17 protein-coding genes are annotated in these 22,724 nt (G+C 40.8%); 4 read left to right on the top strand and 13 right to left on the bottom strand.

What is annotated here, in order from left to right:
* Nucleotides 1-47 precede the first annotated feature (47 nt).
* A complete protein-coding gene (locus G6R08_RS13365) occupies nt 48-2,183 on the bottom strand; it encodes a type IA DNA topoisomerase (RefSeq protein WP_163528598.1) in 2,136 nt (711 codons plus the stop codon).
* 70 nt (nt 2,184-2,253) lie between these two features.
* Nucleotides 2,254-2,520 (bottom strand): hypothetical protein, encoded by a 267-nt coding sequence (locus tag G6R08_RS13360; RefSeq protein WP_163528597.1) that lies wholly within the window; start codon nt 2,518-2,520, stop codon nt 2,254-2,256.
* A 129-nt stretch (nt 2,521-2,649) separates the two neighbouring features.
* Here G6R08_RS13360 and G6R08_RS13355 point away from each other — a divergent pair, with 129 nt between their 5' ends.
* Nucleotides 2,650-4,068 (top strand): hypothetical protein, encoded by a 1,419-nt coding sequence (locus G6R08_RS13355; protein WP_240339715.1) that lies wholly within the window; start codon nt 2,650-2,652, stop codon nt 4,066-4,068.
* A gap of 899 nt (nt 4,069-4,967) precedes the next feature.
* Here G6R08_RS13355 and G6R08_RS13350 read toward each other — a convergent pair.
* Nucleotides 4,968-6,599 carry an SLC13 family permease gene (locus tag G6R08_RS13350; RefSeq protein ID WP_163528595.1) on the bottom strand — a complete coding sequence of 544 codons (1,632 nt, stop codon included), beginning with the start codon at nt 6,597-6,599 and terminating at the stop codon, nt 4,968-4,970.
* Between the two features lie 197 nt (nt 6,600-6,796).
* Between G6R08_RS13350 and G6R08_RS13345 the strand changes: the two genes are divergently transcribed.
* Together G6R08_RS13345 and G6R08_RS13340 are read left to right on the top strand one after the other, a co-directional pair.
* On the top strand, nt 6,797-7,891 hold the full coding sequence (locus G6R08_RS13345; protein WP_163528593.1) for a tartrate dehydrogenase: 1,095 nt from the start codon (nt 6,797-6,799) through the stop codon (nt 7,889-7,891).
* Between the two features lie 99 nt (nt 7,892-7,990).
* A complete protein-coding gene (locus tag G6R08_RS13340; RefSeq protein WP_163528591.1) occupies nt 7,991-8,710 on the top strand; it encodes a GntR family transcriptional regulator in 720 nt (239 codons plus the stop codon).
* 388 nt (nt 8,711-9,098) lie between these two features.
* Here G6R08_RS13340 and G6R08_RS13335 read toward each other — a convergent pair whose 3' ends face one another.
* The 7 genes from G6R08_RS13335 to G6R08_RS13305 form a co-directional block, all read right to left on the bottom strand.
* A complete protein-coding gene (locus tag G6R08_RS13335) occupies nt 9,099-9,320 on the bottom strand; it encodes a hypothetical protein (protein WP_163528589.1) in 222 nt (73 codons plus the stop codon).
* 161 nt (nt 9,321-9,481) lie between these two features.
* Nucleotides 9,482-11,434 carry a beta-galactosidase gene (locus tag G6R08_RS13330; protein ID WP_163528587.1) on the bottom strand — a complete coding sequence of 651 codons (1,953 nt, stop codon included), beginning with the start codon at nt 11,432-11,434 and terminating at the stop codon, nt 9,482-9,484.
* 1 nt (nt 11,435) lies between these two features.
* The gene (locus G6R08_RS13325; protein WP_240339714.1) at nt 11,436-12,374 is read right to left on the bottom strand and encodes an aldose epimerase family protein; all 939 of its coding nucleotides are present in this window, start codon (nt 12,372-12,374) and stop codon (nt 11,436-11,438) included.
* A gap of 20 nt (nt 12,375-12,394) precedes the next feature.
* Nucleotides 12,395-13,915 (bottom strand): UDP-glucose--hexose-1-phosphate uridylyltransferase, encoded by a 1,521-nt coding sequence (gene galT / locus G6R08_RS13320; RefSeq protein ID WP_163528585.1) that lies wholly within the window; start codon nt 13,913-13,915, stop codon nt 12,395-12,397.
* 21 nt (nt 13,916-13,936) lie between these two features.
* Nucleotides 13,937-14,926, bottom strand: a complete 990-nt coding sequence (galE, locus tag G6R08_RS13315; protein WP_163528583.1) for a UDP-glucose 4-epimerase GalE — start codon at nt 14,924-14,926, stop codon at nt 13,937-13,939.
* A gap of 14 nt (nt 14,927-14,940) precedes the next feature.
* Complete coding sequence (locus G6R08_RS13310) at nt 14,941-16,098, bottom strand: galactokinase (protein ID WP_163528581.1); 1,158 nt, start codon at nt 16,096-16,098, stop codon at nt 14,941-14,943.
* Between the two features lie 25 nt (nt 16,099-16,123).
* Nucleotides 16,124-17,710 carry a solute:sodium symporter family transporter gene (locus G6R08_RS13305; protein ID WP_163528579.1) on the bottom strand — a complete coding sequence of 529 codons (1,587 nt, stop codon included), beginning with the start codon at nt 17,708-17,710 and terminating at the stop codon, nt 16,124-16,126.
* 317 nt (nt 17,711-18,027) lie between these two features.
* Between G6R08_RS13305 and G6R08_RS13300 the strand changes: the two genes are divergently transcribed.
* On the top strand, nt 18,028-19,242 hold the full coding sequence (locus G6R08_RS13300; protein ID WP_163528577.1) for an ROK family transcriptional regulator: 1,215 nt from the start codon (nt 18,028-18,030) through the stop codon (nt 19,240-19,242).
* A gap of 363 nt (nt 19,243-19,605) precedes the next feature.
* On the opposite strand, the gene melA is transcribed toward G6R08_RS13300, so the two are convergent.
* From melA to G6R08_RS13285, 3 genes are read right to left on the bottom strand one after another with little or no spacing between them, the layout of a single operon-like run.
* Nucleotides 19,606-20,925 (bottom strand): alpha-glucosidase/alpha-galactosidase, encoded by a 1,320-nt coding sequence (melA, locus tag G6R08_RS13295; RefSeq protein ID WP_163528576.1) that lies wholly within the window; start codon nt 20,923-20,925, stop codon nt 19,606-19,608.
* Nucleotides 20,926-20,954: 29 nt separating this feature from the next.
* Entirely contained in the window at nt 20,955-21,785 is an 831-nt protein-coding gene (locus tag G6R08_RS13290) for a carbohydrate ABC transporter permease (RefSeq protein WP_163531315.1), read from the bottom strand.
* On the bottom strand, nt 21,785-22,717 hold the full coding sequence (locus G6R08_RS13285; RefSeq protein ID WP_163528574.1) for a carbohydrate ABC transporter permease: 933 nt from the start codon (nt 22,715-22,717) through the stop codon (nt 21,785-21,787). The genes G6R08_RS13290 and G6R08_RS13285 overlap by 1 nt, the downstream gene beginning before the upstream one ends.
* Nucleotides 22,718-22,724 lie beyond the last annotated feature (7 nt).

Genomic DNA, 22,724 nt, shown 5'->3' with positions numbered 1-22,724 from the left:
GAACAGGCGCTTTTATAAAATCTATCATTGTTTGAGTAAGATCCGCTTCACGCTTTCTTCTTAAAGTCAAATTTAATCTTGTAATCTTGATCGAGTGTTAAAGCTGTACTAAATGTTTTCTTTCCTTTAAATCCTTTTAAAACCCTTGTTCGCTTCTTCTCACACAACGTTTTAATCATATTCTTTGTTAGCGTCTTTCCTGCTAATTTCTTAGGAAAGGTCACTTTACATCCTTCTTTGTAAGCGGAACACGCATAAAACTTGTATCGATCCACAATAGAACCAGTTGAACAAGCAGGGCATTTGGCGATCGGAGCATTCCACTTGTTTTTCTCTCCGGTGCTTCGAATGTGAACCTGCTGAATGGAATCGGGGGTCTCCTGGATCAGCTTTTCTACAAACTGACTGGTCTGTTTGAGAAATACTTGCTTAGATCCCTCACCACTTCCGATTTTCTTTAAATACGATTCCCATTTTGCGGTCATGGAAGGGCTCGATAACAGCGTCCCTTCAATCGCTTCACAAAGCATAATTCCTTTATCTGTGACATACACATTGTTTCGTTTCACTTCAATATATTTTTGTGCCTTAATCGTTTCAATGATGCTAGAACGGGTGGCTTCTGTGCCCAGGCCTTCGACTTCCTTCAGAATCTCCACATCTTCCTCATTATCCATGAGCTTCCCGCAAGTTTTCATCATATTGATCAGCTGACCCTCTGTATAAGGCTTGGGCGGCTGTGTCATACTTTCTTTAATATGAAGCCGAGCGCCAACCTGTGCACCTTTTTGGACATCCGGCAGATCCGCTTCTTTTTCCTGTTTTGATTTAGAAGGCTTTGGAAACAGCTCTTTCCATCCGCGTTTCACTTCTCTTCTGCCTGAAGATTTAAAAGGTAAGTCCTGAACATGTGTAAAAATCGTCGTCTCTTCATACACGTAGTCTGCGTGGAACATCGCAAGCGTCGTGGCCAGAACTTCATGATAAATATTGCTTTCCTCACGACTCAGCCCACTCAGCTTCCTTTGAGAAGGGACAGACTTTGTCGGAATGATCGCATAGTGTTCTTGAACTTTACGGCTGTTAACATACCGTTTATTTGGTTTCAGAGACACCGGTGTGAAAGAGACATTCAACGCTTCCTGGTAAGAATTCAAGTTGTTCACTAAATAAGCAAACTCATTTTCAGTGATAAAGTTACAGTCCGTTCTCGGATAGGAGACGAGACGCTTCTCATAGAGCTTCTGCATCGTCTTGAGTACTTGCGAAGGTGTATATTTCCAACGCCTGTTCGCAACACTTTGCAGGGTAGACAGGGAATGCAGTTTCGGAGATTTTTGGTGTTTTGTCTTTTTGTCCACACGTTGGACAATCCCTTGTAAGTCTTCCTTTTCTTTAAGGCCATGCTTGTCCATAAGTTCCTGCACCTTATCCTTTTCCTTTTCCTTAATCTCAGCAAGCCCCTTATAGGCACCCGTTTCAGATTGAAAAAGTCCCTCGATTTGATAAAAGGGCTCGGATACAAAGTTTTCAATTTCTTTATGTCTTTGATAAATCAAATAAACCGTCGGAGATTGCACGCGCCCAATTGAAAGGTAGCTTGCGAACCCTTTCTTTTGCAGCAGCAATGTAAACAGACGACTGGCATTGATTCCAACCATCCAATCACTAATTTGCCGGGCTTTCGCTTCATCAAATAAACGCAAGTCCTTATCGTTATTTTGTAAATTCTTAAATCCTTTTCGAACTTCATCTTTCTCGAGAGAATTGATCCACAATCGCTGAATCGGCTTTCCCTTCACACCAGTTAAGCGGAGAATGCTGTAAAAAATATTCGAGCCTTCCCGGTCAACATCGGCCGCATTCACGAGCACGTCCGCTTGCTGGAACAACCTCTTGACCGCTTGAAACTGCTCCCATTTCCCTTTAGAGACCTTCTCAAGGAACCGATCAGGAACAATCGGCAGTTGATCAAGCTTCCACCTCTTCCATTCCTTCTTATAGTCATGAGGTTCTTTTAATTCAACCAAATGGCCGACCCCCCACGTAATTGTCGCTCCATTCGGGAATGTCTCATCCGGCTTTAATAGAATATAAGTTTTCGTTTTTTCCTGTATCGTAAAAGCCTCTGCATAAGCTTTTGCCTGAGAGGGTTTTTCGGCTAAGATGACCACTCGCGTCATGGTCTCTCCACTCCCTTCGATGAATCTCAAGATTACTATGTGGTTAAAAGGAAAGCAAGGAGGAATCCTGTCACGATATTATTATAAAATTGAAACAGGGGTGAAATTGGAAAGATCCTGCCTTTTCAAGATAAGAATTTATTGATCCATAAGCATCTCCAAGTGTCATTGGTAGTATTCTCCCCCCCCCCTTGATCAAGAGATGAAAGATCTGTTTCTTCATCCCTGCTAGAAAATAACCTTTAAGTTTATCTGTTCTATCAAAACCGTGTTTCCCTAGTATAAGAATAGCAATGGTATAGATGAGGAAAACGCTTAAATATAATAGTTCATCCATTTCGTTCCTTCTCTCCTTAATCAATGAAGACGACTTAAGAAATATTTTCAGCATTACCACGAAAGCTTTATTATATTCCTTATGATACGATGTTTAAGGTTAACATTTTGAACCAGGATTGGGGGATCAATGATGGTACAAATGGCAAAAAGAGGCTATACCTTTTTTATTAGTTTATATGTAATCATGCACTTTATTGTTTATTTCACAGGAGGAGAAGTGCTTTCGACAACTCTTTCCTTATTCGGTTTGGCAGCCTTTCTGCTCGGGTATTTCTTTTTGCCTATGAAACAGGCAGGCATATCTCTTTTACTTCTCGTGATAGCCTTGATAGTTCATGTTTCAGCAGGTACTTCTCTCATAGAAGGGATTATATCTGGATTTGCTGTGATGAGTGGACTGATCGCTATCCTACTTATCGTTCCTACGATAAGTTGGGTGTTAGAAGAGAAGCCATACATTGAATCTGTCATTAACTTCGCTCAAAACTTGCTCAATACGAGTCGCAAGTTTTATTTTGGGATGATGATAATTACTCAAATTATTTCGTACTTTCTATTATTCGGATCGATCCCTATGGTATATGGAATGATCAACGAATTTTTAAATAATCAAAAAGGAGAGGTGTGGGAGAATTATAAAGGAACAGCCTTACTTCGTGCGTTTTCCTTAACGACAATGTGGGTGGTTAGCATTCCCAGTTTTATTTTCGCCGTTCATGCGCTTGATGCCTCGTTGGCTCTATCCATCTTACAAGGATTTATCATCTCCTTCGTCGGTATTTTGTTATCTGTTCTCTTCTCGTATTTTCAAGAACGTCATTACGGTATTAATCTTACGGCAGGCATCCAGGAGGAACTAGCTAATATTGCAAAGGATAAGAAACAGGATACAAAAGGTCATCGCGATGCGCTCGAATTTGGCTGTCTATTTGTAACGTTATTTGGATCGATATTTCTTCTCAACGCGATTTGGGATGTGGAGCTATTACTCATTATCCCCATCGTTATCGTAGGATGGGTAATCGTCTACTTTATCGTTCGTAGAAGAAGCAGCGCAATTACGGAGAATGGAAAAGCTTATTTAGAAAAAACCATTCCAAACAAAGTCCAACAGTTCTCGATTCTATTGGCAGCTGGATTTTTAATCAATGCGGTGAATCAGTCGGGATATGGCGAATATATTATTGACGGCCTCTTTTATGTGACAGACGCTGTACCGTTCTTAAACTTCTTATGGGTTCTTCCTTTTGTCGTGATCCTTTTAGGGTTTATCGGACTTGGTCCATTAACAGTCATCGTACTCGTCTCAGGGATTTTACAAGGGGTGGAACTGCCCTATCCACCAGAAATCATCGTTCTAGGTATTACATCAGGGAGCGTGATTTCAATTATGTTATCTCCGCTGATTTTACCATCGATCATTTTAAGTTCTGTGAACCGGCTTAGCATAATCAAAAACAGTTTGCTATTTAACTACAAATACGCCATAACTTTTTATGTCATGGTGGAGATTTATCTGCAACTATTTGTTCTCTTTTTCTTATAAAAAAGTGAAACGATGTCGAGTGATTTTTTTAATTAAATCAATTTCATAATGGATCTACTTAAAAAAACCAAGTTGTTCTTAAAAATTTGTTAATAACAATAGCATTATTTTTGTTAACTTTAACTGCATACTGAAGAACAAGTATTGACTGTCCCCCCCTTTAACTCTTTCAATCCTTACTGTTAACGCCTTTCACAAGTAAATCTATATTTATCTTAATATTAGCAATATATCGGTTCCCTGAATAATTGTTTTATTTTATAGGGCATAAATAAATATTGTATTTACTATATGGGGTAAGTCCGAGATACCTATAAAGTTTGGTGGTATTCCACAAAGATGAAGAGAAGTAAGAAAGCCTCCCCAAAGTTCAACGTGAACTTTGGGGAGGCTTTAGGTTTTATTCGGAATTTCATAGAAATCCAGTCAATATTCATTTATAGAGTTTCAAATCCCCTTAAAGCAAAGGGTTTGAGGAAAGCTTACATCACGACGGCCATTCCTTGAAAAGTATGATAAGGCGATGTTAAACATTCAAAACTCCTATATATTCTGCATTTTAGCTTTACACAGCTTATTGTAAGGGAATAAAGTATCTCATGATCATATTTCTTAAAGATATGGTTAAAAAGATATTCCCTTATTGCTTCAATCGACTTAAAAGGGAACTACTAAATATAAGTATTAACTTCTTTGTGGTGTCGTATATTCTCCAAGCTTATGAATGACATGACACGTACATTTAATCCCGTTGAAAAAGTTGTTAACCCCGATATTCTCGATAACAGAACTTGTCGCGCGCGCACCTTTAGTTGAAGACCGCCCTGAAACTTTCACGACTACACCATATTCCAGCCCCCTATAGAAATAAATGTTTTATCAATTTACTTTAGTATCTATTACATCAATCCACCAAAGATAAGAGGTACAAAAAAGTAAATAATAATGACGGAAAAGATAATTCCGCATAAGTTTAGCCACACACCAGTCAGCGCCATTCTGCTCATTTTCACATATCCTGTTGCGAATACAATGGCGTTTGGTGGGGCGGCAACAGGGAACATAAATGCGAATGTTGCACCCATACATGCAGCTACCATGAGTATAATTGGATCAGTCCCCAGAGCGGCAGCCCCCGCCGCGACGATCGGATAAACCATAGTGGATGTAGCAGTATTAGAGGTGAACTCTGTTAGTAAGGTTATCACACCAACGATTAATGCTATCGTGATAAAGAATGGGACGTCACTGAAGTTAACAAGCTGATTTCCGATCCATTTATCCAAACCGGTACTTATGATTCCAGCAGCAAGAGCTAGTCCTCCTCCAAATAGCCATAATATTCCCCATGGAAGTTTTAAAACAGTATTCCAATCTAAAATTGTGTCTTTTTTATTTTTAGCCGGTATTAAAAATAAGGCGAAAGCACCCAGTAAAGCAATAATGGTATCATCTAATCCTGGAATTATTTTTTCAAGCAGCAAACTTCGTGTAATCCAACCAACTGCTGTCAGGGTAAAGATGGTTAGTACAATTTTTTCTTCATAACTCATCTTCCCAAGTTCCCGAAGTTCCTTTTTAATAATCCCGCGCCCCCCTGGAATATTTTTTTCATCCATCGGGTAGGCGATTTTAACAAGGTAAAACCAGACAATCGGTATAAGTAAAATAACCATTGGCACGCCAAAAAGCATCCATCTTGCAAATGATATCTCTATACCATACAAATTATTAACCGTTGCAGCTAAAATTGTATTGGCCGGGGCACCAATGAGAGTACCGAATCCACCTATAGTGGCTGAATAGGCGGTTCCCAGCATTAACGCAGTTCCAAACGAGAATTTTCCTGGAGAGGTATCGATTGTTGAATTGTTTTCAAATGATTCCGCCACATGTTTAGTAACAGCTAAGCTAATTGGAACCATCATCATTGTAGTAGCCGTATTCGAAATCCACATGGATAAAAATCCTGTAGCAACCATAAATCCTAAAACAATCATACTGGGACTGCTTCCAATAAAAGCAATAATAGCAAGGGCAATACGTCTATGAAGATTCCATTTTTCCATTGTTAAAGCAATCATAAAACTACCAGCAAATAAGAAAATGAGTGGATCTCCATACGAAGAGGATACGTTCCCTATTTCCATAACACCGGTGATCGGAAATAAAATAAGTGGAAGCAATGAAGTCATTGGTATAGGCAAAGCTTCTGTTACCCACCAAGTAGCAATCCAAGCAATGAGGCCAAGCATAATAACAGCATCTCTAGTCATTCCCTCTGGATTAAGTAATAAAGAAATACAAAGAAACATTAAAGGACCGACAAATAATCCAATTTTTTGAGCCAAGGAATAATTTCCAGGTTGTGGAGGTTTATCATTAACTTTGTGTTTGGAAGTGTCAACTTCTTCATGTACAGCTGCATTACTTGTGCTTTTAGAGAACAATAGTCCTGTAGTTTTCTTTATATCCTTTCTAATATCAGTGTCCCATTGCCATAATCGTCCCCATAGTGACTGTAAAAACATTTTTACCCTTCCTCTCCTTTATCTTTGTGCTAGCGCTTTCATAAATACACCTTACTTTATGTATACGTTAATGTCAATTTATTCTGTTAATTTAAGTTTATTAGCCAAATAACTAATTTAACTTGAAAATTATGTATACGTTATTTATATTAGGTGTTAATGACACAAAATTAAAAATCTTTAGGAGGAATAATATCATGGAAAATAAAAAACATTTTCGTATAGCAGTGATTCCCGGAGATGGCATTGGTCAAGAAGTAGTTAACGAAGGGCTAAGAGTGGTTGAACATTTAGCAGCTACATCCAACAAGTTCTCTTTTGAAAGCGATTACTTCCCTTGGGGTTGTCAATATTATCTAGAGCATGGAAGAATGATGGCGGAAAATGGATTGGAAGAAATAAAAAATCATGACGCTATTTACTTTGGGGCAGTTGGCTACCCAACTGTACCAGATCACATCAGTCTTTGGGGACTTCGAATAGCAATCTGTCAGGGGTTTGACCAATGGGCGAATATTAGACCAGTCGAATTTCTCCCCGGGATCCAAAGTAAACTGAACCATCCCAATAAAGAGGACTTAAACTGGATACTGGTCCGAGAAAATACAGAAGGTGAGTACTCTGGTATTGGAGGACGTAACTTTACGGGAAGAGGGAACAGAAAAGAAGTTGCCGTGCAATCATCTATTTTCACAGAAGAAGGTTGCGAAAGAGTAATCAGGCATGCATTCCAGTTAGCCCTTAAGCGAAAAAGGAAAAAAGTGACTAGTGTTACAAAAAGCAATGCCCAACAGTACGGGATGGTTTTATGGGATGAAGTTTTTGAAAGGGTAAGTAAAGAATATCCCGAGGTAGAAACAGACCAATGGTTAGTAGATGCTATGGCAGCCCAGTTTGTTCTTCATCCTGAGGAATTAGAAGTGGTAGTAGCCTCTAACTTACTTGCTGATATCTTATCCGATTTAGGCAGTGCTTTGGCCGGAAGCCTTGGTATAGCATCAAGCGCAAACCTTAATCCTGAAGGTCGTTTCCCTAGTATGTTTGAGTCGGTTCATGGATCTGCTCCTGACATTGCTGGAAAAGGTATAGCTAATCCTATTGGAACTATTGGGAGTGCAGCACTAATGTTAGACCATTTAGGACTGGCTGATGAAGCAAAAATGATAAATGAAGCTATTAGAACAACCACAGAAGATGGAGTAGTAACTGCCGATATCGGGGGTAAAAATACAACGAAAGAAGTTACGGACTCAATCATATCTCATTTATCAAGGATGTACACAAAAGTATAAAGAGGGAGATATTCCCTCTTTTTATACTTACTCTCTTCCCAATTAACTGTAATAAATTTATAATTAATATGAAGATATAAACGATGAAGTGGTGAAAAGATGAAAGAGCAAAATGATAAGATCTCAGAAACATCTATGAATATTAAAAAGGTTCAGGGAGAAATAATGCATATCGTGGATAATGTAAAGGATACCAAACTTCCACAACGTGCCTACCAAATATTACGATTAGCAATTAGAGATTTAAAGCTTATGCCAGGGAAAACTTTTCTTGAACGGGAAATGGCAGAAGTTCTAGGCATGAGTCGTACACCTGTAAGAGAGGCATTGATTCGCTTACAAACAGAGGGGGTTGTAAGGCTCATACCTCGAAGGGGCTTTATTGTTGAACCAATTGAGACAGATGATCTACGTGAAACCTACGAGGTGGTAGAGGTATTAGAAGGTTTAGCCGCAAGCTTAGCAACTGATAAAATTGATGATCTGGAGTTAGATGATCTTGAAGTCCTAATTGACTACCAAGAAAGAGCCTTGAAGGAAAATGACCTGACTGAATGGGCTAAACACGATGACCTGTTCCATTTCAAAATTATAAATTACGCCGATAATAAGAGGTTAACGAATGTAATAGAAGTACACGCAGACCAATTATATCGGGCTCGTCTATTTACAATAAATAAGCGTCCACTGCCTTTTCGCTCTATCGTTGAACATAGAGCAATAATAGCCTGCATGCGGGCAAACGACGGAAAAGCAGCTCAAGAATCTATGCAATCCCATCGAAAGCGAGCCCGAAATGAAATTCTTAAAGTTTTGTAAATAAAAGAGGATGGAATTTTTTATGTTTATATAAGGATTTCTAGAAAGGGCGATGAATATGAAGTGTATATTGGCCCCTGATTCTTATAAAGGTAGTTTGTCTGTACTGGAAGTTTCGAAGAGTATGGAAAGGGGAATAAAATGGTGTTTCCAACATGTAATATAAAGTCCATTACTTTAGCTGATGGGGGAGAAGGCATTGCTTGATATTAGTGATGGTTTTTTATTTCCATTACAAAAACTAGATTTATAGTAAATGCCACATTGGAGAACTAAGGATATAAAATCTCGCCTTGCAGGGTTCCTTTCTCTGGCATATCTATTCTTATGGCTTCAGCCCTCGTTCTGCCAAATCCACCTGTGCTTCATACCCTATAACCTGTCAGTCCTAACGCATGCAAAGTATTGACGGGACTGTTTCAGGAAACATGGTTCCGTCATCCCATCCTCCGTTGTCACACGCTGATGGAACATATCCTGTCCAACTTCCTTCACCGGAATTTATATGCTTGTAGGGTTGAGTTGAAAAACACCCCGCATGGCCAATAAAAAAAGCCGCAGCCCGTTGTGTTGCACAACGAACTGCGACTTCAATACATAATGATTCCATTTCGACCTCCTACTATTCACATTCCTAAATCACTCTAGATGCTTTATACATCATTTTAAAGTCAATAGCGTCAGAGAGATACCAATGACCGTGGTATTTAGCATCAAAATAAATATCAACAATGGAGGTACTCCGCAACGATCTGCAAGAAAAACGACCAGTCACTGCCTAATAATCCGACTCTCAAAAGGCTCAAGACAAACCTCTTTAAAATATTTCCTCTGTTCACTATGATTCATAACAAAATAAAACGAATCTTCCTCAGTATGGCGCCAATAAACTTCCAAATCGTCATCAGATTCCACAAAAGAAATACCATTAATGGCCACAATCTCCTTGCAAATAGCATCCATTGCCTGTTCTTCAAGCCCACCGCCGATGTAGTAAACTTTACCTTTTCCATATAAATTTCGGGTTACCGCGGCGTATTGCCCATAGAGCTCATCCTGATAGTGAAAGAGAATTTCTGCCGTTTCCGCCACCATTAGATCTCTCCAAATCGCTACTTGCGAAGTTTTCCCCTGATAGTCGCCTCTCCCTTCGACTGGCGCCGTTCTTTCTTTTGTTAGGGATTCAACTTCTTCAACCCTGATTCCGGTTAAGGAACGAACCAGTCCTGGGAGCGGCTCTTTAAAATGAATCGCGTTATCTTTATTCTTTAAACCTGATCGAAAGGTAAAGACAACCGTCCCACCTTTTTTCGCAAAAGCAGCTAACTGATCTGCTAACCTTTGATCGATGATTTGCATGGCGGGTACAAGGACGACCTTATAAGTGGAAAGGTCTCTATCACTAGGAATCACATCGATATGGGTATTCAGAGCATAGAACGGCCGATACAGGCGCATGAGTTCTTCTTTAAAATCGAAATCTTTACTCTGAATCTGCGAACGCCACGACCAAATATTATCGTAATCATAAATAACCGCAATCTCGGGCTTGATTGGTGAGTTCAGGACATCACCATACGAAGAAATCTCACGGAATAACGATTGGACTTCTTGGTACTTCCTGCCGTAATGATTATCCTGATCAACCACTCCATAACAAAATTGCTCCGCTCCCCTTGTCATGCCTCGCCACCGGAAATAAAGCATATGTTGGCAGCCATGGGCAAAGGCCTGATACGACCACATTTTAGCTTGATTCGGACGCGGCAGATAACCAATCACATCATGTCCCTGAGCTCCCATTAGTCCCTCCACGATCCAAAAGTTTTGATCTAGTAAGCCGCGATTGAAATCAAGCGTCATCGCAATCTCAGCCGGGGGAATCGGCTCCTCGAGTCCGCCCCACACTGGATAATTGTCATAGGAAACAAAGTCCATGGGGCGCAGATTTTCCTCATGATCAAACCATTTGTTAAAAAATCCCCCTGCAACGTTCGTGGTCACCTGTTGGTGTGTTCCTTTATTTTGTTTAACAATATTGGTCATATCATGGGCGAAGCGATTAAGCGAAACGGATCGGAACCTGGCCCAATCCAATTTCAACCCTGGATTATGAGTCGTAATGGTTGGCTTTGGAACGGGAATTTCAGCAAAACAATTGTAAGTCTGCCCCCAGAATATCGTCCCCCAGCGTTCATTTAAGCTGTCAATATCGTGGTATTTCTCAGCCAGGAATTCATGAAACTTAGCATGACATTGATCACAGTAGCATTGGTCGCTTCCTTCATGGCCGAACTCATTATCGACTTGCCATACTACAATCGCGCGTTCATGTTGATAGTGTTGCACTAATTCCTTCGTAATACGGGCGCTATGTTTCCTGTAAACCTCCGAATTAAAGCAATATTGTCGGCGGCCGCCAAACACCCGCTTGTGACCATATTCGTCTTCAGCTAAGATGGAAGGATACTGATCCGCTAGCCAGGCAGGAAAGGTTGCGGTAGGAGTCCCGAACATCACATCCAGTCCATTCTCTTTCAATGCTTCAATCACCGTATCAAAATAGGAAAAATCAAATTCTTCTTCTTTATTTTCCATCAGGTGCCAGGCAAACTCCCCGATGCGTACGATATTGGCTCCCATCTCTTTGATTCCTTGGATATCTTCTTTCATCATGCCCTTTGGCCAGTGTTCCGGATAATAATCCACCCCAAGATATGGCATTTTAATAACCCCCCAACTGCATCGTTATCTTCCACGAGTACGTTCCTCGCGGAGGAATTTTTGAAATCTTATTGATCTTATTTGCGACATATACATCATCATACATCCCTGTACAAGGCTCTAACGCAAAATTATAATCATTTCGATAGCCTCCCTGGGTTTTCCATACACCTAAGTACGGAACTTTATCTGGAGGAAACGTATACGTTAACGTTCTTCCTATGTCTTCCTGGACCGCCTGACACCACCCTTGACTTAACGGTTTTGTAAAATAAAACTTCTCGATATTGCTCGCTGCTTTGCCTTCCATTTTCGATAAATCGACGGAGTCACCTGTCCGTTTTGACTCGGTTATGGGATAACTATGAAGTGTTCCCCACTCTCCAAGGTGAACAGAGGACTGTTCAACATTTATGACTTCTTTCATATCCGACGGCACGCGAATGACTGTAGCCTGATTCATATTCAATAGAGAATGGGCTGCCCAAATAAACGGGAAAGGCTGGTCAGACAAGTTGTTTGCTTGATAATTGATCTCCACACGGTCCATTCCAAGATCCACTTGTTTGGATAACGAATAAGGAAAAACCGGACTGGTCACTTTTAAATCCAGTCCATACGAGCGTTCTGTCACTTGCCACGGCATCGCCCACACTTCTCCGTGATCAGGAATTAGCGAAAAGTCATGCGGGTGCGGTCCCTCATCTATTCCAGGGAACATCTCATCAAATCCGCTGGAATCGAATTGGGAAAAGTCGTCCCCATAAGCGGGGACGTTCAGCTTGTCTGCTTCTGTCTGGTACAACCATTCATATCCTGCTTGTTTATCAAATAAGCTTGCCATTTTTCCGCCATAAGAAGGCAGAATCGTGCACCGAATTTGTTCATTTTCTAAACTAATACAATTAATCCCCTTGAACGTGGAATAGTTGATCATCATTACCTCTCCTACAACGTGCATTACAATACCTCACTTAGAAAATGTCGGAACCCTTCCTGTCCTTCTGTCGAACGTTTGAACACACCGGCATGTTCTAACACGGTTGAGAACGTCTTTCCGATTTCCTGTCGGAGGATTTGCTTGATCGTTTGTGTGTTCACGTGACCATTCTCTGCTTTGATTCGCTTAGCCCAATCAACATGTTTGGCTGTACGCTCATCTTCGTATCCTTTTGTATCCAGTTCATCTTCAATCATGTATTGACTAAGCACATCCATCTCCTCTACCAGGCGCCCTGGCAATACAGCAAGCCCCATCACTTCGATCAAGCCGATATTTTCTTTCTTAATATGGTGGACTTCTTGATGAGGATGGAAGATCCCCGTTGGATGCTCCTCGTTCGTTCGATTATTTCTCAACACGAGGTCAAGCTCAAATACCCCACCCCTCATACGGGCAATCGGTGTGATCGTATTGTGCGGCGTCCCATCCGTTTCGGCAAAAATTCCAATACGTTCTTCACTGTATCCTTGCCACGTTTGCAAAATTCGTTCGCCTAGTTTTGCTAAGGCTTCACGGCTTTTCCCTTGAAGCCGTATCACGGACATCGGCCACTTTACGATTCCGGCAGTGACCTCAGGATTACTACTTACGGTGAACGTTTCCTCCATAGGCGCTTGCGCCATTGGAAATTCGTGATGACCGGCCTGAAAGTGATCATGGCTTAGAATAGATCCCCCCACAATGGGTAAATCCGCATTCGATCCGACAAAGTAATGAGGCAGAAGTTCAACAAAATGAAGCAGACGCTCAAAGCCCGCCTGTGAAACTTTCATAGGGCGATGCTCACGGGAAAAAACAATGGCATGTTCATTGTAATAAACGTATGGAGAGTATTGTAAAAACCATGTTTCCTCCTGCAGCCCCATTGGGATGATACGATGGTTTTGGCGGGCTGGATGATCCAACCGCCCTGCGTATCCGACATTTTCTTTACATAGCATGCATTTCGGATAGGAAACAGCCGCTTTTGTTTTTGCCGCTTCAATCGCTTTCGAATCTTTCTCTGGCTTTGAAAGATTGATCGTAATCTCTAGATCTCCATATGCGGTTGAGCTGTACCAATGGACATTCTTGGCTACACGATCTGTTCGGATATAATAAGAGGATTTAGCTAATGCATAGAAAAAATTCGTAGCTGCTTCCGGCCCCTTCGTCTGATAGAGATGGTAAAAGGTTCGGATCACTTCAACAGGACGGGGAACCAGCTTATCCATAATTTTCGGATCAAATAAATCTCTTTCAGTTACGGTATTTTCAGGAATCAATTGATGTTCAACTGCATAATCCAGCATATTTTCTATCATGTCGATCGGAGTATCATGCTCTTCCTTCGGCACATGTACCGGCACACAATCTTCTGCATGAAACACTTCTAACAGAGCATTCCGAACATAATCGACATCCCATACCGAGATCAATTCTTTATGCAATCCATAATTAATCAAACGTTCAATCTCTTTATAAATGTTGACTTTCATGATCATCCCCCCCTTCCAAAATTACTCTTCGTAGCCGTCTGGATGATTCTGAAACCAAGTCCAGGCCGTTTGAATCATGTGATCTAAGCCAGAGTTCTTGGGTTTCCAGCCTAAGTCCTCCATTGCTTTTTCAGAAGAGGCAACCAGTTGTGCAGGATCTCCTGCCCGTCTAGGAGAACTTTCTGCCGGAATATCTTGCCCTGTGATTCTTCTCGCAGCATCAATGACTTCTTTAACAGTAAACCCTCGCCCATTGCCTAGATTATACGTGGCACTGCTGTTGTGACCTCTTAACCTTTTGATTGCCAGCAAATGAGCATCGACTAAATCCGTTACATGGATATAATCTCTGATGCATGTTCCGTCCTTTGTTGGATAATCATCACCGAATATGGAAATTTTCTCTCGTTTCCCTGAAGCGACTTGCAGGATGATGGGAATTAAATGAGTTTCCGGATGATGATCTTCGCCAATCCGCCCATTGGGATCCGCTCCTGCCACATTAAAATAACGTAACACGACATATTGGATACCGTGGGCCTGTTCAGCCCATCTCAGCATGTTCTCAACCGCAAGCTTCGTTTCTCCATATGGATTCGTCGGAACAGTTGGATCGGTTTCCTGAATCGGTATCTGTTCCACTTCCCCATAGGCAGCGGCTGTTGATGAAAAAACAATCTTCTTCACCTGATGGACAGCCATAGTCCTCAGCAAGCACACCGCTCCGTACACATTGTTATCATAATATTTCAATGGATCCTCAACACTTTCTCCTACTTGTGAATCTGCTGCAAAATGAATCACCGAATCAATGTCGTTTGCTTCAAAGACTTTATTTAAAAAAGCTTCATCACGAAGATCACCTTGATAGAAAACCGCCCCTTCAACCACGGCTTCACGATGACCTTTTTGTAGATTGTCTACGACCACCACTTCTTCGTTAAGATCTAGCAGTTGAGCCACAGCATGGCTTCCAATATACCCCGCTCCACCGCATACTAATACCGCCATATGCGCACCTCCTCTTATAATTTCATTGCTCCATCTCCAATATCGACCACATAGAAATCCGCTTCCATACCCGTAATCTCTGTATACTTCTGACCGACACGATCGATAAAACGACTCGTGACCTCGTTCGGTACAATATTAATCGTGCAGCCGCCGAAGCCAGCTCCTGTCATTCTCGATCCAATAGCTCCCTCTTCCCATGCAGCCTCGACTAAGGCATCTAATTCCTTACCTGTCACTTCATAATCATCCCGTAAAGAAACATGAGACTCATTCATTAATTTGCCAAAACCTTCAACATCACCTGCTTGTAGTTGTTCCACCGCATTGATCGTACGAAGGTTTTCGTAAACCGCATGCTTCGCACGTTTTTGCACCACATCATCTTGAATCAAATTTTTATAATCCTCAAACTTATCGGCTGTCAGTTCCCCGAGCGCGCTAATATCAAGCTCGGTTTGCAAGTCTCTTAAAGCTGTTTCACACTGCTGCCTTCGCTCATTATATTTCGATTCAGACAGGCCTCTTTGTTTATTCGTATTGGCTATGATCAGCTGTTCGTTCGTTAACGAAATGGGAGTGTATTGGTAGTCCAATGTATCGCAGTTTAATAGAACGGCATGATTTTTCTTCCCCATTCCACTGGCGAATTGGTCCATGATTCCGCAATTCACACCGACAAATTCGTTCTCTGCTTTCTGAGCCAGCTTCACCATCTCAATCCTGTCGATCTCAAACTGAAATAACTCCTTCAACATTACAGCCGTAACCAATTCAACTGAGGCAGATGATGACAAACCTGCCCCATTTGGAATATTTCCATAGTAGATTGCATCGAAACCATAGGGGAACGTGTAGCCAGCTTGCTGAAATAAGGCAGCAACACCCTTAGGATAGTTTGCCCAGTCGTGCACCTGTTCATATGTGAGTTCGTCTACCTTGGTTTCGATGATTCCTGCTCCGCTAAAATTCTTGGAATACAATTGAATGTTAGCATCATACCGCTTGCGAGCCACCACATAAGTTCCGACACTAAGCGCACACGGAAACACGTGGCCCCCATTATAGTCGGTATGCTCGCCAATCAAGTTGACACGTCCCGGGGCAAAAAAGGACACAAGTTCTCCATGATCCCCGAACTGATTGATAAATTCCTCTCTCAATTGTTCCATTTTTTCACTTACCCTTCTAATAGATTTATATAATCCCTATTGGAGAAAACAAGGTATAAATAATGATCATCGCCATTGTAACTGCTACACCAACAGGGAAAACCAGTTTCCAAGGAGTCATATCGACCTTCGCCTTTTCTTCTAACGAGAAGGCTTGTTCACGCGGTTTAAGTTGTCCGATAAGCAGCATAAGGCCTGAACATAACACAAATAAGATCGCTAATATATGAAGAAAGTGGATGCCTGTGTCCCAAACCAGCTGTGTGGCGGCATAAATTGAAATAAATACAAACAATGATATTTTCGCTGCAATAGCTGGTACACGTTTTGTTAAATAACCAACGATTAGAATGGTAAAGATCGGTACATTATAGAAACCATTAACGATTTGTAAATATTGGAAGAACCCTTGAGGCACCATATCAATCAGTGGTGCGATACACATCGCAAACAACGCGAGTACGATACCAATATATTTCCCTTTACGGACAACCTCACGATCAGGTGCATCTGGCTTGAAATAAGGTTTATAAATATTGAGGGCAATCAACGTAACCGATGAGTTCAAGGCCGAGTTGAAGGAAGATAAGATTGCACCGAATAGTACAGCAGCAAAAAAACCTACTAAAGGTGTCGGCAATACCTCTCTAACGAGCATCGGATAAGCATTCGTCGGCTCAAGCCCAGGTCCGAACATGTTGAAGGCGATAATCCCCGGCAGAATCAGGAATACAGGGCCCAAAAGTTTCAAAAAGGCAGCAATTAACACACCTTTCTGACCTTCCTTCAAGCTTTTTGCAGCAATCGCTCGCTGCATAATATGCTGCGCCGTTCCCCAGTAAAATAGATTGACTAACAGCATCCCTGTAAACATGGTCCCAAATGGCACCGGGCTCTCAGGTCCACCGATTGAATTCAGCTTTTCCGGAGTTTCCTGAACAATTGTACTCCAGCCGTTTGTAATCGAACCATCCCCTAGGACAAATAACCCTATTACCGGGATCATCAATCCCCCGATCAGAAGACCAATTCCATTGATGGAATCAGATACGGCAACCGCCTTTAACCCGCCAAAAATGGCGTAAATCGAACCGACAATTCCAATCGCGAACACCGTAATGAATAAAGCGGTCATCCTGCTAACACCAAGCGCTTCCGGAATACTGAACAAGCCATTAATGGCAACGGCTCCTGAGTAAAGAATCGGAGGCAGCAGATTAAATATGTAACCAAACAAGAAAAGAATGGTGACAATTTGTTTTGTCCCAAAGTCAAAACGATCCTCTAAGAAATCAGGGATGGTTGTAATACCGCCCTTTAAATATCTAGGTAAAAGAAATAAGGCAACAACAACTAACGCAATAGCAGAACCAACTTCCCACCCCATAACAGCAATGGTGTCGGAATACCCTTGAGCATTTAACCCAATTAACTGTTCCGTAGATAGGTTCGTGAGCATCAAAGAACCAGCAATGGTCCATGCCCCTAAGCTTCTTCCCCCTAGGAAATAACCATCCTGAGTGTTTAAGTTCTCTTTACGAGTCAGGAAGTATGAGATAAGCGCTACAAGTCCAGTAAAAAACAGAAAAGATAAAATCGTAAATAAATTCATGGTTGTCTCCCCTTATCCAATTGATTTGATAATGGTCACTATATAGTTAATAAAATTAATTAATTAACTTATGTACAACTTATCATAAATGTTTGAAAAATGAAAACCCTTTAGTAAGAATTTTGTCTCTCCTTACTTCTCTATAAACAAACTATAGGACAATGGTGAGCGCATATAATGCAATTTATTCCCTCATTACATTCCACTTTTATAAAAAGAGGCATTTGTCAGTTGAATCATTCACTTTATTAATCAATTTAATTTAGTGAACAACCTGTGTTATAATAGACGTAATTAGAATAGTTGGAGGAAGAATAATGTCTTCGAAGTATAATAGAGGAAGTTTCCAGTTGATGAAGTCGATCAATCGATCCATCATTTTGAATATGATTCGGAAGAATGGTCCTATTTCCCGAGCCGAAATTGCAAAACAAACAAAACTCACCCCACCTACCGTCAGTAACATCGTCAAAGAATTGCTTACTAGTCAATTCGTTATCGAAACGACCCAAGGTGCCTCACAAGGTGGAAGAAAGCCTACTTTACTAGCGATTAACGCTGAACATTTTTACATAATCGGTATTGACGTTGGACACTACAAGATGAATTTCGTGGTCACGAACTTGTTTGGTGAAGTGAGAGATTCAACCCTATTACGGATTAAGAAATACCCAACAAGAGAAGATCTGCTTGCAACAATGAAGAATGGCATCAACTCCTTGTTACAGGCAAACAAAAATGATACAGAAAAGTTTTTAGGCATTGGTGTAGGGATGCACGGCATCGTTGACGTGGACAAAGGAGTCTCCCTTTTCGCCCCTTCCTTTGATCTTCACGATATTCTCATAAAAGAAGAGTTGGAAAATGAGTTTAAGATGGTTGTCAAAATTGAAAATGATGCCCGTACCATGACCCTTGGTGAATCGTGGTTTGGAAATGGAAAAGATGCGGATAATATTGTGGGGATCAACGTCGGTCACGGCATCGGCGCAGGCATCATGATTAATGGAAGACTTTTTCATGGAGAAAACAATATTGCAGGAGAAATCGGCCATGTCACCATCGACCTCTCCGGACCAAAGTGTACCTGCGGAAATTACGGGTGTCTTCAAACATTAGCTGGAGGCCCTGCGATTGCCGAACGAGCGAAAAAAGAATTAAAAGCGGGCAAAACCTCACGTATCCTAGATTTAATAGACCACGATATTGAGAAAATAGACGGTGAGACTGTTTATCAAGCCGCCTGTGATGGAGATGATTTCAGTATTCAATTGTTAAATCAAACTGGAAGGTTTTTGGGCATAGGTATCGTCAACCTCATGCATACGCTGAATCCAAACAGAATTATTATCGGTGGCGGCGTTGCGAATGCAGGCAGCTTTTTGATGGAAGGGCTAAAAGGAACGATCCAGTCAAGGGGATTGACAAAAGAAGCTAGGGAAACTTCCATTGTATTATCAAGTCTTGGAGAAAATGCTTCTGCTTATGGTGCGTGTGTATTAATTTTGGAAGAGTTTTTCTTACAACATTAAAAGATAAATTTGTAATGGTCCTCTCAGGATTCATTAAAAAACCGATAAACTGAGTTTTAACTTATGTGTAGCCAGTTAGACATAAGGCGTAAAGGTGATTTCATGCTCACAACAATAAATGATGTCCCTTCGTCTAATTCCATATTCCATTCAAAGAAAAAAGGGACTCAGAGAGCGTAAATTTTCTTCTCTATCTTTTACACATGAAACAGTGTAGTAACCTGAAGAGGAGCCAACAGATTGTGTACAAAAAACAGCAGATGCCGAAACATCTGCTGTTAACCAATGATCATCTTGTAATCTATTTTTCTTGTTTTGAAGAAAAAGCCGTTCATTCACTTCCTTCTTTTGAGACGAAGACGTCTAAACAAAGGATTCCTCACGCTTAAAATTTGGCAGCATTTCCCCATGAGCTTCAATGAGCTCATCACAAAGTGAAATAATATCATCAATAGATAACTCGGACCCTGTATGTGGATCAAGCATGGCCGCTTGGTAAATATGTTCTCTCTTCCCAGTCATAGCCGCTTCAATCGTTAACAACTGAGTGTTTATGTTGGTGCGATTTAAAGCTGCCAATTGCCCCGGAAGATCTCCTACATAGCACGGATTCACTCCATTGCGATCAACGAGACATGGCACTTCAACTACGGCATTCGCAGGGAGATTACTAATTAATCCGCCTGTATTAAGTACATTTCCATGAATTCTAAATGGCTGATCTGTCTCCATCGCCTCGATCATATAGGAAGCATACTCATGGGTGCGTTTGTGGCTGAGGTTTTGATTGTTAACAACATCTTCACGCATTTTCTCCCAATCTTCAATCTGTTCTACACAACGACGAGGATATTCATCGATTGGAATATTGAACTTCTCAATCAATTCAGGATAGTTGTTTTTTATAAAATAAGGATGATACTCAGCATTGTGTTCTGATGATTCTGTTACATAGTAGCCGAACCGATTCATCAGTTCAAAACGAACCATGTCATCATGCTGTTCTTGTTGTTTTAGCGCTGCACGCTTTTTAATTTCCGGATACAAGTCCTCTCCATCTTTTGAAACTTCCAGCAGCCAAGCAAGGTGATTAATCCCGGCAATTTTCCATTGAACATCATCATAATCCATATTAAGTGACTTAAATAAATCTGGAACAGCCGCTTGGACACTATGGCACAATCCTACTGTTTTAATACCCGTATAACGCAGCATCGTACCTGTTAAAGAAGCCATTGGATTCGTATAATTTAAGAACCAGGCATCCGGGCAAACTTCTTCCATGTCTTTTGCAAAGTCCAGCATAACAGGGATGGTTCTAAGTGATCGGAAGATACCGCCGATTCCAATTGTATCTCCTATCGTTTGACGAAGACCGTATTTTTTGGGGATGTCAAAGTCAATCACAGTACTAGGCTTATACCCGCCCACCTGAATCGCATTCACCACGTATTTAGCGCCTTTTAACGCTTCTTTACGATCTGTATATGATTTAACAGTAACATGGCTGCCAAGACTCTTTTTCAAGTTTTCCAACATATTCTCGGAGTCTTTTAATCTTTGAAGATCAATATCATAGAGAGCAAATTCGAACCCTTGAACACTTGGTGTTAACATGCAATCTCCTAGAACGTTTTTTGCAAAAATAGTACTGCCTGCACCTAGAAATGTAATTTTCGACATAAACACTCTCCTAACTATATAAAGGTTTGTTATCCTTTAACAGATCCTGAAGATAGACCTGCCACAAAGTACTTTTGTAAAAAGAGAAACAAGATCGTCATCGGCAGCATTGACATAATGGCGGCCGCTGCGACTAAGTTCAGATTGCTTTGATTCTGTCCAAAAAAGCTTGCTAACGCAACTGTTAATGTTTGAACACTTTCGTCTTGCAGGAAGAATATTGCAAATTGATAGTCATTCCAGATAAATACACAGGAAATGATTAATACGGTTGCAGTAATCGGTTTTAACAACGGAAAAACCACTTTAAAGAATATCTTCAATGTACTTGCACCGTCGATTTTTGCCGCTTCCTCAAGCTCTTTAGGAATAGTAGATCGAATGAACCCAGCATAGAGAAAAATCGTTAATGGCAAGAATGCTGCCATATTGTTTAGAATTGCTATCTCATGTGTATTCATCATCCCCATGTCGACAACCATTTTGTACAGAGGAACGAGTGCTGTTAATGGAGGAACGATCATGATCGCAATAAACAAGAAGTAGATAAATTTGTTTAATCTTGTATTCATTCTTGCCAACGGGTAAGCTGCCAGCGACCCGAATATAATCAATAACAAGGCCGCACCTGCGGTAATAATAGTTGTATTTACAAACGCATTTCCTAAGCTCGCTTGTTCCCATGCTCTCATAAAGTTTTCAAAATGAACTGAGTTTGGTAATACCCATTTAGAACTGAAGTCATTATTCGCTTTCAACGACGTTGTAATTAATATATAAAAGGGTATGAGATGAAACAACGTTATTACAATGGCTACGACTGTGAAAAATCTTCTTGATCTCTTCTCCTTACTTTTCATCAAGCATCAACCTCCTTGCGTTTAAAGTACACCAGAGCAAGCAGACTGAAGACTAGAGTAATAAACGCCATTAACACACCTTGTGTGGCCGCGTAGCCTGCATCCTGTCTGCTGAAATATAAGGAGTACATAAATGTTGACATCGACTGCGAAGCATTTCCCGGTCCTCCGCCAGTAAGAGCAAGAATAACATCAAATAGTTTCAGTCCTCCAATGATATTGAGTACCACATTAATGGTGATGGCGGGCATCAATAAAGGCAGTGTGATATTTTTAAACTTCTGGAACGCCGAAGCACCATCGATCACAGCAGCTTCGTAATAGTCTTTCGAAATACTCTGTAACCCTGCCAGATAGATAATCATTGCAATACCTACGAATTGATAAGTATTCACAAAAACAATAATCCACGTATTTACGTCAGGGTTGCCTAATGCATTGATTTTCTCTAAACCAAATAACATTAGCACATCGTTTAATGCTCCTCCCTGATAAGCAAAAAAGAAATACCAAATATATCCCATTACTAGTGGACTGATAATGACAGGAAGGTAAATAATTGTTCTAGTTATTGACTTTAAGTGAATGCTTTTATTAAGTAGCAGGGCATATAAAAGCCCAATCACATTTTGAAAAATTGTACTTCCAATTCCATAAAGTAAGGTGTTTTTTACTACTAGCCATGTATTAGGGTCCTGGAACATCCGCTTATATTGATCAAGGCCTACCCAATTCTTTGTTTGGGAAAATCCATTCCAATCCGTAAAAGAAATACGGATTCCATTTAAAAACGGATAGATAATAAACACACTGACAACAATTAAGGCAGGAAGATACATCCACCAAAGCGACTTTTGTCGCTTTTTTTTGGGAGGCTTTGCCGCCGCTTTGTGAGCAATGGCACGTTGTGATTTATTAACCAATTCACTCATATTAGAA

Source organism: Halobacillus ihumii (assembly GCF_902726645.1).
Lineage (GTDB): Bacteria > Bacillota > Bacilli > Bacillales > Halobacillaceae > Halobacillus_A > Halobacillus_A ihumii.
This window is presented reverse-complemented; position numbering and strand designations above follow the sequence as displayed.